General features: G+C 46.2%; 18 protein-coding genes and 1 other RNA gene. 16 read left to right on the top strand and 3 right to left on the bottom strand.

Features of this window, described 5'->3' with window-relative positions; translation table 11 throughout:
• Positions 1-10: 10 nt before the first annotated feature.
• Positions 11-439 carry a DUF4275 family protein gene (locus tag C7R91_RS09200; protein ID WP_047074402.1) on the bottom strand — a complete coding sequence of 143 codons (429 nt, stop codon included), beginning with the start codon at positions 437-439 and terminating at the stop codon, positions 11-13.
• 176 nt (positions 440-615) lie between these two features.
• Here C7R91_RS09200 and C7R91_RS09195 point away from each other — a divergent pair, with 176 nt between their 5' ends.
• The 8 genes from C7R91_RS09195 (at position 616) to C7R91_RS09155 (ending at position 6,118) form a co-directional block, all read left to right on the top strand.
• Positions 616-1,197: a sulfurtransferase TusA family protein gene (locus C7R91_RS09195; RefSeq protein WP_047074404.1), complete on the top strand. Its 582-nt coding sequence runs from the start codon at positions 616-618 to the stop codon at positions 1,195-1,197.
• Positions 1,198-1,210: 13 nt separating this feature from the next.
• Positions 1,211-2,362, top strand: coding sequence for an MBL fold metallo-hydrolase (locus C7R91_RS09190; protein WP_047074406.1), 1,152 nt, complete (start codon positions 1,211-1,213; stop codon positions 2,360-2,362).
• 215 nt (positions 2,363-2,577) lie between these two features.
• Positions 2,578-2,802 carry a sulfurtransferase TusA family protein gene (locus C7R91_RS09180; protein WP_047074408.1) on the top strand — a complete coding sequence of 75 codons (225 nt, stop codon included), beginning with the start codon at positions 2,578-2,580 and terminating at the stop codon, positions 2,800-2,802.
• Between the two features lie 340 nt (positions 2,803-3,142).
• Entirely contained in the window at positions 3,143-3,931 is a 789-nt protein-coding gene (locus C7R91_RS09175; RefSeq protein ID WP_047074410.1) for a sulfite exporter TauE/SafE family protein, read from the top strand.
• A gap of 85 nt (positions 3,932-4,016) precedes the next feature.
• Positions 4,017-4,499: a DsrE/DsrF/DrsH-like family protein gene (locus tag C7R91_RS09170; protein WP_007719857.1), complete on the top strand. Its 483-nt coding sequence runs from the start codon at positions 4,017-4,019 to the stop codon at positions 4,497-4,499.
• A gap of 115 nt (positions 4,500-4,614) precedes the next feature.
• Complete coding sequence (locus tag C7R91_RS09165) at positions 4,615-4,881, top strand: metal-sensitive transcriptional regulator (protein WP_047074412.1); 267 nt, start codon at positions 4,615-4,617, stop codon at positions 4,879-4,881.
• 24 nt (positions 4,882-4,905) lie between these two features.
• The gene (locus C7R91_RS09160; RefSeq protein ID WP_047074414.1) at positions 4,906-5,295 is read left to right on the top strand and encodes a rhodanese-like domain-containing protein; all 390 of its coding nucleotides are present in this window, start codon (positions 4,906-4,908) and stop codon (positions 5,293-5,295) included.
• Between the two features lie 190 nt (positions 5,296-5,485).
• On the top strand, positions 5,486-6,118 hold the full coding sequence (locus C7R91_RS09155; protein ID WP_047074416.1) for an NAD(P)-dependent oxidoreductase: 633 nt from the start codon (positions 5,486-5,488) through the stop codon (positions 6,116-6,118).
• A gap of 82 nt (positions 6,119-6,200) precedes the next feature.
• On the opposite strand, the gene C7R91_RS09150 is transcribed toward C7R91_RS09155, so the two are convergent.
• Entirely contained in the window at positions 6,201-6,509 is a 309-nt protein-coding gene (locus tag C7R91_RS09150; protein WP_047074417.1) for a DUF4870 domain-containing protein, read from the bottom strand.
• 240 nt (positions 6,510-6,749) lie between these two features.
• On the opposite strand from C7R91_RS09150, the gene C7R91_RS09145 reads away from it, so the two are divergent.
• Together C7R91_RS09145 and C7R91_RS09140 are read left to right on the top strand one after the other, a co-directional pair.
• Positions 6,750-7,361 carry a class I SAM-dependent methyltransferase gene (locus tag C7R91_RS09145; RefSeq protein ID WP_047074419.1) on the top strand — a complete coding sequence of 204 codons (612 nt, stop codon included), beginning with the start codon at positions 6,750-6,752 and terminating at the stop codon, positions 7,359-7,361.
• The gene (locus C7R91_RS09140) at positions 7,362-8,018 is read left to right on the top strand and encodes a DedA family protein (protein ID WP_047074421.1); all 657 of its coding nucleotides are present in this window, start codon (positions 7,362-7,364) and stop codon (positions 8,016-8,018) included. It begins immediately after the preceding gene.
• Positions 8,019-8,141: 123 nt separating this feature from the next.
• Here the strand turns inward: C7R91_RS09140 and C7R91_RS09135 are convergent, their stop codons facing one another.
• Positions 8,142-9,032: an EamA family transporter gene (locus C7R91_RS09135; RefSeq protein WP_047074423.1), complete on the bottom strand. Its 891-nt coding sequence runs from the start codon at positions 9,030-9,032 to the stop codon at positions 8,142-8,144.
• A gap of 211 nt (positions 9,033-9,243) precedes the next feature.
• Between C7R91_RS09135 and C7R91_RS09130 the strand changes: the two genes are divergently transcribed.
• The 6 genes from C7R91_RS09130 to recR all read left to right on the top strand — a co-directional run bounded on the left by C7R91_RS09130 (position 9,244) and on the right by recR (position 15,814).
• A complete protein-coding gene (locus tag C7R91_RS09130) occupies positions 9,244-11,007 on the top strand; it encodes an HD domain-containing phosphohydrolase (protein ID WP_047074425.1) in 1,764 nt (587 codons plus the stop codon).
• Between the two features lie 55 nt (positions 11,008-11,062).
• Positions 11,063-11,327: signal recognition particle sRNA large type (gene ffs, locus C7R91_RS09125), an RNA gene on the top strand.
• Between the two features lie 234 nt (positions 11,328-11,561).
• The gene (locus C7R91_RS09120; protein ID WP_047074428.1) at positions 11,562-12,995 is read left to right on the top strand and encodes a PAS domain-containing sensor histidine kinase; all 1,434 of its coding nucleotides are present in this window, start codon (positions 11,562-11,564) and stop codon (positions 12,993-12,995) included.
• A gap of 139 nt (positions 12,996-13,134) precedes the next feature.
• Positions 13,135-14,832: a DNA polymerase III subunit gamma/tau gene (dnaX, locus tag C7R91_RS09115; RefSeq protein ID WP_047074429.1), complete on the top strand. Its 1,698-nt coding sequence runs from the start codon at positions 13,135-13,137 to the stop codon at positions 14,830-14,832.
• 45 nt (positions 14,833-14,877) lie between these two features.
• Entirely contained in the window at positions 14,878-15,189 is a 312-nt protein-coding gene (locus tag C7R91_RS09110) for a YbaB/EbfC family nucleoid-associated protein (protein WP_026134079.1), read from the top strand.
• Between the two features lie 28 nt (positions 15,190-15,217).
• Positions 15,218-15,814, top strand: coding sequence for a recombination mediator RecR (recR, locus tag C7R91_RS09105; RefSeq protein WP_017246916.1), 597 nt, complete (start codon positions 15,218-15,220; stop codon positions 15,812-15,814).
• The last annotated feature ends 76 nt before the right edge of the window (positions 15,815-15,890 follow it).

Here is a 15,890-nt window from a genome sequence, read left to right as displayed (position 1 = left end):
TTTTTCCATCCTACTTCCTATAAAAATAAGGCCCACACCACTTGGTTTCATGGGTCTTCACATACGTCCACGTAAAATCCTTATCCACGACGTACACATCGTATTCCTTTTCCAAGTCCGCGACAGAAAACTTTGCAGCATTTTCCAAGATCAGCACTTGGTTTTCAAGCTGGTAAAACACATAGTACGACTCATGGGCTACCTGCTGGAAGGCTTCATCCGCTTCCTCTCGTTCAAGACAATCCCTCAGCTTATTGCTGAATAAATACCACAGATACCCCTGGTAGCCGTCTTTATTTTTGAGAAAAATCCTCTCTTTGTCTTCTTCGGTCAGATGGCTAGCAAAATGCTTCTCCCATTCTTCCCGTAAATATGGTCCCCAAATAGACAGCTCTGTTGTCTTCGTGTTCTTTTCCTTCAGCCGGTCAGCTAGTTTCATTGGGCCCCTCCATGTCGGTACAAGATCATTTCTAAGAAAATACGTATGAAAGAGTGGGTCGGTCACGTTTCGACTATTGACAAAGAAAAATTAGGTGCATATTATAATACCCATAGGGGTATATGTATAAAGTTGATCGATCACATTTCCATTCAAAAATTTAGGAGGAAGACAACATGTCTGTACAATCGAATTTTTCTGCTGATAAAACAGTAGATTGCAAAGGCTTGGCATGTCCAATGCCTGTCGTACGCACAAAAAAAGCGATGGAAGAGATGTTACCGGGTCAAGTGATGGAGGTACAGGCGACGGATAAAGGGTCATTGGCAGACCTGAAGAGCTGGGCAAATAATACCGGGCATGAATTTTTGGGTACGGTTCAGGAGGGGGAAGTATGGAAGCATTTCCTGCGAAAAGCGAGTACCCATGAAGTGAAGGAGGAGACGAATTTCTTGGGGACTATTTCTAATGCAGAACTGCAAAAAAAGCTGGAAGCCAATGAGAAGCTGACACTCATTGATGTGCGAGAACCGGCGGAATACGCTTTTCACCGCATTCCTATAGCCATTTCGATACCCCTGGGAGTATTGGAACGGCGTTTGGATGAGCTACAGCCTGATGACGACATCTATATCATCTGCCGATCCGGCAAACGCAGCGACATGGCTTGTCAGTTGTTGGCCGAAAAAGGTTTTACCAAAATCACCAATGTAGTACCGGGTATGTCCGGCTGGAATGGCCCGGCAGAAAAACAATAAGGGGGAGAAAAAGATGATGGAACAACAAACGAGTGTGAAGACGATGACAGCACACGAGCTAACACAGCTTCTTTTTGCGCAGGAGGAATTGTTTATTCTCGACGTTCGCAATACGAGCGATTACGAGAATTGGCGAATTGAAGGGCATCGTGTAGTGAGCATGAACATCCCTTATTTTGATTTGCTGGATGGGGTGGAGGCTGTTCTTGAGAAAATCCCTGTGAAACAGAAGGTGTTAGTCGTCTGTGCAAAAGAGGGCTCGTCCATTTTTGTTGCAGAGATGCTGGCAGAAGCGGGCTTTACCGATGTTTCCTACCTGCAAGGTGGCATGAAGGTGTGGAGTGAGCATCTGGAGCCAGTGAAGGTGGGTGATCTCCGTGACGGCGGTGCGATTTATCAGTTTGTTCGCATTGGAAAAGGCTGCCTGTCATACATGATCGTATCAGGAGGGGAGGCGGCTGTCGTCGATACATTGCGGATGACGGATGTGTACGAAGCGTTTGCAGCCAAGCATCAATGGACGATCAAGCACACCATCGATACCCATCTGCATGCCGACCATATTTCCGGTGGTAAGAAGCTGGCAGATCAGCTCAATGCATCGTATTGGCTTCCAGAAAAGGATGCGGAAGAAGTTACGTATTCCTATCATAAGCTAGAGGAAGGGCAGGAGATCCAGGTGGGTGCAACCAAAATCGTGATCCTGCCGATCTATTCCCCCGGACATACCATCGGGAGTACGTCACTGATTGTCGATGATACGTACTTTCTCACGGGAGACAGTCTGTTTGTCGCTTCGATCGGACGCCCGGATTTGGCAGGGAAAGCAGAAGATTGGGTGGGAGACCTGCACAACACCTTGTATAATCGATATAAAGAGCTTCCCGAGCATTTAGTCGTGTTGCCTGCTCATTTTGGCAGCTACACGGAGATTGGTCCAATGGGGGCCGTGTCTGCCCGTTTGGGTGACTTGTATCGCAATAATCCAGGGCTAACGATTGCGGATGAAAGTGAATTCCGGTATATCGTTACGCATCATTTGCCGCCGCAGCCGAATGCGTATCAAGAGATTCGTCAAGTGAACATGGGGAAATTAAAACCGAGCGAAGAGGAACAACAAGAGATGGAAGTAGGGCCAAATCGCTGCGCCATTCACGATAAATAACGGAAAGGTAGTTCAAAAAATCGTCTTTTGATCACGAAGTAGTCCTGAAAGTTGAATCGGCATCGAAATTGGCGTTCACCTTCAAAGTCCGGTGCTCATGTAGGTCCCCTACACTCCGCTCCTCCTTTTTCAGGTTCTCGCCACTTTCTCGGTGCTGAAAAGCCGACTTTTTGAACACTCATTTATATTCATTTATATAACAGGAGGAATAAAAAATGGCGGATATTGTGATAGATACAAAAGGCCTGGCTTGCCCGATGCCAATCGTCAAAGCAAAGAAAGCAATGGACGGAATGCAATCCGGTCAAACCATGGAGGTACTCTCGACGGACAAAGGCTCTCTGAACGACTTCACCGCTTGGGTCAAGCAAACCGGGAATGAGCTGGTTTGCCATGAGGTTGAGAACGGTGTGTACAAATTTTTAGTGAAAAAGCTGTAGGGAGACAGAAGCGAGCACTTTTGGATGACGCGGCTATCGGTTCGTGCAGTGCTCGCTTACTCCTGATTTTCATAAACGATACGTACGCCAAGGTGCGTATAGATTTCTTCTTTGTAATGGCCATTTGGGCATTGCTTTTCACTGAACAAGGCATTATTGTGTGAGCGCAAAGGTTCTTGGCAGGTGGGGCACCGATGCTGAAATATGGATTTGAAAAAGGGAATCATCTAAATCACCTTATTCACAGTTATTTACTTGGAATTAATTTTACTTGATGATGGTTCATTTGAAAAGAGGGTTAAGCATTCCGATGTGTTAGGTAGGAATGCGAGGAGGATATATGGACGTTCTACTGCTTCTGCTCATGATCTCTCTCGGTTTTGTCGGGTCCTTTTTTTCCGGATTACTCGGGATTGGCGGAGCGATCATCAGCTATCCGATGCTCCTGTTTATACCGCCAGCACTAGGGGTGGCGCAGTTTTCCGCCCAGGAAGTTTCGGTGATATCGATGTTTCAAGTATTTTTCGCGTCGCTGTCTGGCGTACTGGCTTTCCGCAAAAGAAACGGGAAAAACTCGCCCCTGATTCATAAAGGACTCGTCAGAGATATGGGGGTAAGCATCTTGGCGGGTAGCCTGATTGGTGCGGCTCTCTCCCAATACTTGTCGAATGAAAGCATCAATGTCGTGTACGGGTTACTGGCGATCATCGCCGTGATTTTGATGCTCGTGAAAAATAGAGGGACAGAAGCGGCAGCAGGGGAAGTAGCGTATAACCGCTTCATTGCCGCTGGTACTGCGTTTGCTGTAGGAATCGTATCCGGGATTGTCGGTGCAGGGGGAGCGTTCATCCTCATTCCGATTATGCTGACCGTTTTGAAAATACCTACGCGGGTGACGATTGCTTCATCTTTGGCTATTGTATTCATCTCCGCAATAGGTGGTGTTATCGGGAAGCTGTCGGGTGGGCAAATTCCGCTCATGCCCGTTTTGTATACGGTCATCGGCAGTGTTATGGGGGCGCCGGTGGGCAGTATGGTCAGCGCCAAGAGCGATGTGAAATATTTGCGTTATGGCTTGATTGTGCTGATCTGTGGAACGGCTATCAAGATTTGGAGTGACATTTTATAAGGAAAGATGCTTTTCGTTGCAAAAGCTTCTTTTGCTTATTTTTATACCTATACAAGTATAAGTATTTTTAAGGAGTGTTCTTACGATGGAAAAACAAAAGGAAAAAACAACGATTGTATTGTTCAGCGGTGACTTGGATAAAGCAATTGCAGCCTTTATTATTGCGAACGGAGCTGCTGCCTATGATCATGATGTCACGATTTTCTTCACCTTCTGGGGACTGAATACCATGCGCAAGGACGAGATCGTGAAGGTAGAGAAGGGGTGGCTTGAAAAAGCGTTTGGTTGGATGATGCCAAGGGGGGCCAAGAAGCTCGGACTTTCTAAAATGAACATGATGGGCATGGGGCCAGAGATGATCAAGCATGTCATGAAAAAGCACAATGCCCTGACGCTTCCACAACTCATCGAGCTGGCACAGGAGCAGGGAGTGAAGCTGGTCGCTTGTACGATGACGATGGACTTGCTAGGTCTCAAACAGGAGGAATTGCTCGACGGAATGGAGTATGCAGGTGTAGCCGCTTATTTGGGAGATGCGACACAGGCAAAAGTAAACCTGTTTATTTAATACAGCCCGCATAGGCAACTTGCTTGACATTGCTTGGATTTCGCATAAGATACCTGTATGTAAGGTAGTTCCAAGATTGATACGTATGCCTTGTCGGGAAACAGGAGGAATTCATATGGATTACAACTACAGTGACGATATCAAAAGACGTTTAAAACGAATTGAAGGACAAGTACGCGGTGTACTGAAAATGATGGAAGAGCAGAAAAACTGCAAAGACGTAGTAGCGCAGCTCTCCGCTGTTCGTAACGCTTCAGATAAGGCGATTGCCCAGATTGTTGCTGAAAATCTGCAACGCTGTTTGTTAGAAGAGCAGGCTGTTGGAGGAGACACGAGCAAGCTGGTGAAAGAAGCCGTAGAGCTTTTGGTTAAGAGCCGTTAAACCGATTTTGGAGAGGAGCTTCCTATGAGTTTCACTACGATTCTTTTGCTGATCGCCTATGCGGTAATTATCTGGTTTGTCATCTCTCGCTTCGTTCCTGTGAAGGGATTGGAAAATCTCAAGTCAGATCAGTTCAAGGAACGGGTCAACCAAAAAAGCAGGGTGATGCTCATCGACGTACGTGAGCCGCATGAATATAAAGCCGGTCATATTCCATCAGCGGTGAACATCCCTTTGTCTCAGCTCGACCAACGTGCAAGAGAAATTTCCAGCAAAAACGATATATTGCTATACTGCCGGAGCGGGATGCGTAGCAAGCAGGCAGCAAAAATTCTAAAGAAACACGGCATTTCGCAGATGGCTCATTTGCAAGGCGGGTTCATTACCTGGAATGGTCCGAGAAAAAAGAAGTAACAGCTAGCACCTGGTGTATGTTTGAATATCCGGGTGCTTTTTTTATGCGATGAAAAAAACAGGGTTGACATTTCAAATAGTTGTAACTAAAATGATTACAACAAGGCGACGCGGTAAACGCCTATCATTTTTGGGAGGGTTGTAACTTAATCGGTTACACCTATAACATACAAAACGGAGGAATATCATCATGAAGATTGCAATTGTTGCAGCAAGCGGTAAAGCAGGTAAAGTGATTATGAAAGAGGCGTTGGATCGTGGTCATCAAGTGACAGCGATTGTGCGTGATGCATCCAAAATTGAGCAAAAGGATGTAGCTGTGATTCAGAAAGATGTGTTTGACCTGACAGCCGCAGATTTGAATGGATTTGACGTAGTCGTGAACGCTTTTGGCGCACCAGCAGGTCAAGAACATCTGCACGTAGAATCAGGGAAGGCTCTGATTGAAGCATTGAAGGGCGCTCCTTCTGCACGCTTGCTGGTTGTAGGTGGTGCAGGCAGTTTGTTTGTAGACGAAGCCAAAACACTGCGTCTCGTAGAAACTCCTGATTTCCCTAAGGCTTACTTGGCAACTGCACAAAAGCATGGAGAGTACTTGCGTGTATTGGAAGAGTCAAACGGCATTCAATGGACGTATATCAGTCCATCTGCCTTTTTTGACCCAGCAGGGGAGAGAACAGGTTCGTACCGACTCGGAAAAGACCATCTGTTGGTGAACGCTAGCGGACAGAGCTATGTGAGCTATGCTGACTACGCAGTGGCGTTGCTCGATGAAATCGAAAATCCGAAGCATCAAAATGAGCGCTTCACAGTAGGCTCCTAATCTCGATTGGAATTAGGCTCTACCTGAACAAAAAGACCAGCTTCCTACCAAAGGATAGCTGGTCTTTGTTGTGTATCGAGATTTATCTGCCAATCCCACCGACGAATGGGTAGGAAAACGGGCGTCCATTTAAGGAGTAAATGATACCTTTAATCGGGTAGTAGATCGCCATCAGTCCAAACACAATCAGGAACGGAATCCCAATCAACAAGAAGACGAAGAACCAGGAAATAGCGATGAGCACCGTCATAATGATGTGGAAGAACAAAGCTTGCAGCGCCATGCTTTTGGCGTCACGATTTTGTACGAGCAACCAGACAAGAATGGGCACAAGGATCGGTGCAAAAAATGTGCTAGCGTGCGTTATGACTTTTACACCTTTATAATCCATAAAAATAAATCCTCCTCGATTAGATGTAAAACTTGATCTACTGTCATTGTAACGTATGGAAATCACTCAAAAAACCATCATGAGTGTGATTATTTGTTCCGACTATAGACGGAGGAATTTTTGTTTCCATTCGTTTACTGTTATAGTAGTAAGAAAATCTTTCGTTTTTAGTAGATAATTCGTAATGTTTTTTGGATAAGATATATGGATAAGCAAGGACTGAGAAGGGAGCATATAGACATGATGATCGATTGTCATCATCCATCCAGCATGAAGGATCGGCTGATGTTCTTCTATAATTTTTTGCGGTCACCAGGCCAAGTAGGCAGTATTACTCCTAGCTCCCGTGCGCTTTGTAAACAAATGGTGGCGCCCATTGACTGGGAGCAAGCACATACAATTGTGGAATTAGGAGCAGGAACGGGGATTTTTACAAAGTGGATCGAGCAAAAGAAAAAAAACGAAGCCGTACTGGTATCCTTTGAAAAGGAGACCAAGATGCGCAAAAGGCTGGAACCACTATTTCCCGATGTACGATTCCATGAAGACGCGGTAGATTTGGATCGGGTTCTTACAGAAGCGGGATTGGGCAAAGCCGACTGTATTTTGTCAGGATTGCCATTTGCCAACTTCCCACAAGAGCTGCGTGATCAAATTATGGATCAGGTATATCATGCGCTAAAACCAGGCGGAGTATTTGTCGCCTTTCAATATTCGCTGCAAATGAAAAAGCAGCTTTCCTCTGTATTTGAGCAAGTATCGGTGAAAATGGTTCCATTGAATTTGCCACCTGCCTTTGTCTACATTTGCCGGAAGGATGATGGCAAGGGTGTTGGCCAGGAGGATTTCTAGATGATTGTCGATATGCTGTCCGAGTCTGTGGGTCAGTTTGGCTATTTTGCCCTTTTCTTTATGTTATGGCTAGGGATTGTTGGTATGCCGATTCCTGACGAGGTGATTGTGCTGTCTGCGGGAGTGCTGACCTCGATGGGACTTCTGCATGTTTTTCCTGCATTTATTGCGACCTATTTGGGTGTTGTATCTGGGCTGTCATTGGGATATGTGCTCGGGAGATGGCTAGGAGCACCTGCACTGAACTGGATTAGTCGCAAAAAAGGAATGAACAAGTACGTAAATCAAGCGCAGTCGCTGCTCGATCGTTACGGAAGCTACGCCCTATGTATCAGCTATTTCTTTCCTGTCGTCAGGCATGTGGTACCTTACTTGGTCGGGATCGGGAAAATGACGTTTCCACGGTACGCCCTGTTTTCGTACACAACCGGCTTTGTATGGACACTGATCTTGTTTTTGCTCGGTCATTTCATGGGAAATAAAGTGGAGATGCTTACTTCTTATGTGGCCTTGTTAAATAATCGAACCGTCATTTTCTCTGCCTTAGGCGCACTGGTTCTCATTGCTGCTGCTTATTATGGATTCACTGTTTGGAGAAAACAAAAAAGCATGGCAGCTGCGCCACAGCCGCTGATGATCGATCGTGATCAGGAGTAACCCGAATGTAATAATGACGAAGTCAACAACCCTCTGCGTGGAGCAGAGGTTTTTTGCTTTTTATCATAAAAAAACCCGTCCATATGTGCGGCAGAGGCACAGTGGATGGGCTTTGGACAACAATTATGAGGTAGCCTTGTTTCTTCGAATGTTTCGCTGGCGCAGCCATTCCGGCAAGATAATTCCGAGTAAAATGATCACGACACCGCTCACTTGGAGTATAGAGACAGATTCATTCAGAATGACATAGGAGGAGAGCACAGCCATAGGTAGCTCAGCTGCTCCTAATATAGCTCCCATCCCTGGTCCTATGTGGGGCATACCATAATTGAAAAAAACCGTCGGGATCAAAATCCCGAAGAAGGCGAGTAAAAATACGTATGGAAACAACCCGTCCAACAATGCTCCGTTGAATAGAAAAGCAGGTGGGTAAATCAGGCTGGCCAACAGAAAAGAGCCAGTCGCCATGCTGGAGCTACGAATCCACGGATTAACAGCAATGGCGGTTTTCCCACTGAACAAAATAAACAACGTAAAAGAAACGGCTGAGAGAAGACCGAATATGACACCCAGAATATGAAATTGGGCCAATCCACCGCTCTCAAAAATTCCTCCTGCAAGAAGGGTCCCTGTCAGCAGTAAGAGGAGGGAAAAAATCGTCTCCTTTCCAGGCATCTGGCGAGTCATCACGGCTTCGACCAGTACGCCCATCCACGTGAATTGAAACAAAAGGACAATGGCGATCGAGGCTGGGATATATTGCAGAGCATTGTAGTACATAATTCCCGTTGAACCGACAGTCAGACCTACGGTGGCTAATAGTAGCAACTGGCGAAGAGGAGGCTTGGTCCGCAGGAAGAAAAGAGCGGGTATCCAGGTCAGCACAAAGCCCAAAAACATTTGCCCACCAATTACTTCTGCGGGCGAATATCCTTGCTTGTAGGCAAGCTTTACGATGGTTGATAGTATGCCGTAACTACATGCTCCGAGAAAAACCAGGAGGATGTATCTCATCTGATGCATCTCCTCACATACGATAATAATTCTTAGCTAGAATATTACGACAGCGTCTGTTTGTCTATGGATGAAAAAGATCCCATTTTTGGTTCGAACGAAGGTTTACGTTTGATCCCAGCGGGAAATAGTGAAATGACACTATGTAATCGTACCCACTACAAATGGTGTAGCTATTTTGGTGAACAGCTTAGAAAAAAGGGGGAGGCTTGTGTACCTGAAGTGGAGGGATCGATTATTTTCCACATTTTTATTACTGATTCTAGGGCCTACGATTTTTATTTGCTTCCTTTTTTATGATGAAGCTGAAGAGGCAGTATTTGAACTATACGAGACGAACATGGATGTGAATATAGGGCTCGTCGATGAAAGACTTTTGTCCCTTTTTCAGTCTATCCAAAAGGATACCGATGAATTGGCGAATAGACTGTCCAGACGTATGATAGAGGAACCACTTTTTGTCAAAGTAAAAAAGAATGGCCTCAGGCACGAATGGACATCGCAGGAACAAGTCGTCCAAAATTTATTCGAGCGTTTCTCCCGCAATCATAATGTGGTAGGAAATATTGTTTTTCTCAGTGAGGATGGAAGAGTCTTCTCATTAAACGAAGATAAGAGCTGGAATGCGGATAATCAATTTCTGGAACGCGAGCAATGGGGAACCGGAGAAAACAGGGTAAATTTCCTTACCAAAAGGGAGCAAGAGGGGCGCCCAAAATCTTTTTTTCTTGAGAGGCGACTGGAGAGTTCGAATCCAAAAGCTACGGGACTTTTATTAGTGGAAATCAATCTGGATAAACTGACAGACTGGGTCCGTACCTATGTCGTGCCAAAAGAGTATGGCATGATGGTCCTTTCCCCCTCCCAAACAATTATGATACACACCGATAAAGCTATGATTGGAAATCACGTTTCCGCGCTTCCTCAATATGAAATGGTACGCAGTCAGTGGGAACAATCCAATGAAAAAGGACTTTTTTCCATGCTCATCCAAGGCAAAGACATTTACGTCTATCGCCAAGTATCTGAAAAGAGCGGGGGTGCTTTTTTTGAGTGGTTGCCGAGAGATGGGATTAATGAACGGTTACAACGATTGAACCTGATTTTTTGTTTTACCCTTTTTATCGTTGTTTTATTTGCCTGTTTTGTGGCTCATCGGTTGTCAAAATGGATTGGTGAGCCGATCTATAGCTTGGTATCCGCCACTGACTCCTTGTTAGAAGGCGATTTTTCCATACGCGTCCCGATACAGGGGATGAAAGAAATAATGCTGCTGGAGAATAAGTTCAACACCATGGCAGAACAGATGCATGCGTTAATTACCCGAGAGCGGGAGTATTCGCAACAGAGCCTGGATCAAATCGTTCGCAGCTTTTATTTAGCCGTAGAGATGAAGGACCCTTATACAGCAGGACATTCAGAACGGGTTACACACTATGCCCTTATCATTTACGATTATTTACAGCAACAGGAGCAGCTTGCAGTTTCACGAGATGATTTACGTTACGCTGGATTAATGCATGATATCGGAAAAGTAGCCATTCCTGATCACGTCCTCTTAAAAACCGGAAAGCTATCGCCTGACGAGTATGAATGCATGAAAACTCATTCCATCATCAGTGGAAAAATTGTGGAGCAAATAGAAAACCTGTCTCATATCAGTCCAGGGGTACGGCATCATCATGAGCGATGGGATGGAAAAGGTTACCCTGATCAGCTCAAAGGGGAAGAAATCCCGCTGATCGGGCGTATTCTTGCCGTTGCAGATACGTTTGATGCGATGACTTCTACACGTTCCTATCGCAAAGCCATGTCAGCAAAAGAAGCATACGAAGAAATTCTGCGATGCCAGGAAACACAGTTCGATCCCTCCGTTGTTTCGATTTTTAAGAAGGCTTTTGAGGATGGAGCTATTCAGATTACACAGTCGGCGGATTGCAAGGGAAGAGTTAGTAAGGATAGAGAGATTTCCTAGCACTGGATAGGTTTACTCCTTGCTATCGGCTACTAACTTTGGTATTCTAGTTCTACCGTGCTAGACGGGGAGGTTGCGGTGCCCTGTAACCTGCAATCCGCAATAGCAGGGTTGAATTCCTATCCTAGGTTTTCTTATGTGAGGCTGCCTTATGGCGGCGGTGTTGAGGAGCGGGTCCTGTGCAACGCGAACCCATGAACCTGGTCAGGTCCGGAAGGAAGCAGCCATAAGTGGATCATCGCGTGTGCCGCAGGGTAGCCTGCTCTGAGCTGCTACCATAAGTAACGCTTGGATAAGAATTATCGAAGATAGGTGCACGGTACTTATCACGCATGTACAGATAGCATGTTTCCGAAGGGAAGCATGCTATTTTTGTTATTTTACGATCCAATTATTTTTTGTTGGAATTTGACGATAACTAGCGAAACATTTCCATGCTTTTCAGGTAGATAGAATGAAGGTTTTAGGAGTATTTTCACGAATTTTCATAATAGGCGGAAAGGATTTCGGTTTCTTTCCTTTCAAAATACGTCATAGGCCAGGAGGGACAAGCAATGAGTGCACTTTCTTCGTTACATCTCGTTGGCTCGTCCGGTCGATTGCAGCGGTTCATGCATCAACTGCCTACTGCCGTTTTATTGGTGAATCAAGCGGGTAGTATCGTGGAGGTCAACGAACAACTGCTTCGTGTAACCGGATATTCACGCGATCAACTTGTCAATCAGCCGATCAGCTCTCTTCTTCCCCATCGAGGCTCCATAGAGCACCTGTATGAGGAATATTTGCGAAAGGAAGAAGAAGTGGGAACCAAAGGCGAGGTCGAATTGGAATGGTGTGATAAACAGGGAAGATACAGGAACACATCTGTCATGATCATGGCACAGCAAGCAGAAGAACTTCTGTACATGATTCATTTTCCCCAACTCCTAAAAGAAAGCGATCAGCTTTTGTCTCAGCGATTGCTGACCAAACTGACCTATGATACAAGCATGGGCTTGTTTATCCTCGACGAGAAATCGATCATTATCGAAGCCAGTCAGACGGCGTGCAAGCTGCTGGGTATGGAGAGACTGAACGTCATCAATAAACACGTCGATCAAGTATTCAGCGGCATCCCCGAACCGCATCGGTTCATTAAAAAAGAACTGTTGGAAGGCGTAAAGCTGCAAAATGTCGCGACTTCCTGGACGAATGACAACCAACGCTATGAGCTGATTGTCGACGCCAATACACTTCAAGACGAGTCAGGGAAAACAGTAGGGGCGTTTATTCTATTCAAAGACATAACAAACCTGCGATCCTTCGCCCAAAAGCTAGAGCGGAATGAACGCTTGGCGATGATCGGGCAAATTGCTGCTGGTACAGCGCACGAGATTCGCAATCCACTTACCTCGATCAAAGGTTTTCTGCAAATGTTCCTCAAGTTATTTGGTGACAGTGGCATGGACAGGGAGAAAACGTACACCGAAATTATGCTAACTGAAATCAATCGCATCAATTCTTTAGTCAGTGAATTCCTACTATTGAGCAAGCCGCGTAATATTCAATATTCCATGGTCGACTTAAATACCGTTTTTGATGAAATTTTGCCGATCGTCGAGTCACAGGCGATTCTGTACGGAATTGATGTCCAGTTTTCCTCTTGCGGTAAGCTTCCGATGGTCGTCGGGGATAACGAGCTTTTGAAGCAAGTGTTCATTAATATCTGCAAAAATGGAATAGAAGCAATGGGAGAGCAAGGGTCGCTTCGGATTTCCCATCATTTCGACCAGGATGGCGACAAAGTGAGTATCGATATTCACGATTCAGGTCCGGGCATCCCGCTTTACATTATTGATAAGATTTTTGATCCGTTTTTTACGACAAAAGAGGAAGGGACAGGGCTCGGATTGTCTGTCTGCCAAAAAATCATTCACGATATTGGCGGTCAAATCCGTGTCTCCTCCAAAGGGTTTGGGACGACCTTCCATATTATGCTGCCGTATTAGGAAGAATGCGCCCCGCACAATTGTGAACGGGGCGTTTTTTAAGTGAGACATGTCCGTTCACTTTGTACGAACGGTGGCAATCGTGTATACTGAATAGGATATAGAAGAGGACTGTGCAGATGGGGAGTGTCACACGAACATGGCTTATACCGCGCTATACCGCGTATACCGACCGCAGACTTTTCAAGACGTAGTCGGACAAGAGCATGTTACGACAACCTTGCGTAATGCTTTACGCGAAAATAGGCTGTCCCATGCCTATTTATTCAACGGTCCCCGAGGTACGGGAAAAACAAGTGCAGCCAAAATTATGGCGAAAGCAGTGAACTGCGAGCAGCCCATAGATGGCGAGCCATGCAATCAATGCGATACGTGTAGAGCCATCTCCAACGGTTCTGTTACGGATGTGCTGGAAATCGACGCGGCATCCAACCGTGGTGTTGAAGAGATCCGCGACATTCGCGACAAAGTGAAATTTGCCCCGAGCGACGTCAGGTATAAAGTGTACATCATCGATGAGGTGCATATGCTGACGACAGAGGCATTTAACGCTTTGTTAAAAACCCTCGAAGAGCCGCCGTCCCACGTCATTTTTATTTTGGCGACGACAGAGCCGCACAAGCTGCCAGCTACGATTATCTCTCGTTGCCAGCGTTTTGATTTTCACCGAATTCCTCTGAGAGTGATGGTCGATCTTTTACAAAGGATTTGCCAATCACAAGGGGTGCAGGTGGAGGAGCAGGCCCTGCAGCTCGTAGCGAAGATGGCTGAAGGTGGAGCCCGTGATGCTCTTAGCTTGTTGGACCAAGCGATTAGCTATAGCAAGGACGAGGTTCGTGCTAGTGATATTATGCAGATTACGGGCACAGTTGCCCAATCTTACTTTTCTGTGCTTGCGCGACATATTGCCGAAAATGATGTTGCACAGGTCATGGAGCAATTTGATAAAGTCATGGTGCAAGGGAAGGACCCGGAGCAGTTCCTGCACGATTTCCTCTACTATTACCGCGATATGCTGTTATTGAAGACAGCGCCGCAGTTGGAAGAGATTGTCGAGCGGACCATGATTGATGATCAGTTTGCAGAGGTTGCAAAGCTGTACTCGTTTCCGGTGCTTTACGCAGCGATTGAGACCTGCAATCAGGCTTTGTCGCAATTAAAATGGTCGACGTATGCAAGGGTGCTGGTTGAACTGACGCTTGTCAAAATGTGCCAGCCTAATGCGAATGCGACAGAATCTATGGGAGCCTCACCCGTTAACAGCGAAGAACTGAACGCCATGTCTACTCGCATTCGCGTTTTGGAAGAGCGTTTGGTTCAAGTGATGCAAGGTCAGGTGAGCATTCCCGGCCAGCAAAAGGCCGAAGAAACGCGCAAGAACGAGCCAAGGCGCATAGCTGCGGCTTCTGGTGGTTCGCGAACCCCGATGAATAGAGTCAGGGAAGTCGCGAAGGCCATGGATGAGAATTTGACGAGACAGGTGCGCGGGCAGTGGAGTCAAATTTTGACCGAACTGAAAAAGATTAAGATCCAGTACCAGGCTTGGCTAGTCAATGGTCAACCGGTAGCTGCCGGCAATGAAGCTGTTGTCGTAACCTTCAACAGTGCCATCCATTGTGATAAGACGATGGAGGCAGAGCTGCGCAGTGTGATCGAGCGCGTTATGTCTACGGTGCTGGGCAGGCCCTTGCAGCTCTTGTCTGTCATGGAGGAAGAGTGGCAAAGTGTAGATCAGCAGGTTGGTCAAAAAGACGCTTCTGAGGAGCCAGAAGAGGACCCGTTTTTGGCGGAAGCCATCAAGCTCGTCGGAGAAGGTCTTGTTGAAGTGAAAGACTAAATCATACACCCATAACCATTTAGGGAGGATACCTCAATGAAAAACATGCAGCAAATGCAACAAATGATGAAGCAAGTGAAAAAAATGCAGGAAGAAATGCAAAAAGCGCAAGAAGGCTTGAAAGAGAGAATCGTGGAAGGTTCTGCTGGTGGCGGCGCTATCACTGTGAAAATCGATGGACACAAGCAAATCAAAGACATCGTGATCAAGCCGGAAGTGGTAGACCCTGAAGATGTAGAAATGCTGCAAGACCTGGTGCTCACTGCTGTGAACGATGCATTGCGCAAAGCAGATGAAATGGTAGGCAAGGAAATGGGCAAGTTTACCGGAGGCATGAACATCCCAGGCCTGTTCTAAAAATTGGGCAGGAAAAGAGGAATAGGCGATGTTTTATCCAGAACCGGTCTCAAAGCTCATTGATGGTTTTATGAAATTGCCAGGCATTGGTCCAAAAACGGCTGGGCGGCTTGCCTTTTTTGTGCTCAATATGAAAGAGGACGACGTGCTTGATCTGGCAAAAGCATTGGTCAATGCCAAGCGTCAGCTTCATTACTGCTCGGTCTGCAACAATATTACCGATCTTGATCCATGTCATATTTGTCGGGACAAACGTCGTGACGGCTCAGTCATCTGTGTGGTGCAAGAGCCTCGGGACGTGGTAGCGATGGAGAAGACGAGAGAGTTTGAAGGGTATTATCACGTTTTGCACGGGGCGATTTCTCCTATGGATGGGATCGGTCCGGAGGATATTCGCATTCCTGACCTGTTGAAGCGCCTCGGTGACGAGCAGGTGAAGGAAGTCATTTTGGCGACCAATCCGAATATCGAAGGGGAAGCGACAGCGATGTACATTTCCCGGCTGATTAAACCTTTTGGCATTCGCGTGACGCGTATCGCGCACGGCTTGCCAGTCGGTGGAGATTTGGAGTACGCCGATGAAGTCACGCTGACCAAAGCATTGGAAGGCAGACGCGACCTGTAAAGGAAATTTAAAAAGTCGTCCTTTGATCACGATGTAGTTCTAGATGATCATTCGACATCGAAATTGGCGTTCACCT

The organism is Brevibacillus formosus (assembly GCF_003013405.1).
Classification (GTDB): Bacteria; Bacillota; Bacilli; order Brevibacillales; family Brevibacillaceae; genus Brevibacillus; species Brevibacillus formosus.
Note: the sequence above shows the minus strand (reverse complement) of the source record. Positions and strands in the feature narration are given on the sequence as shown.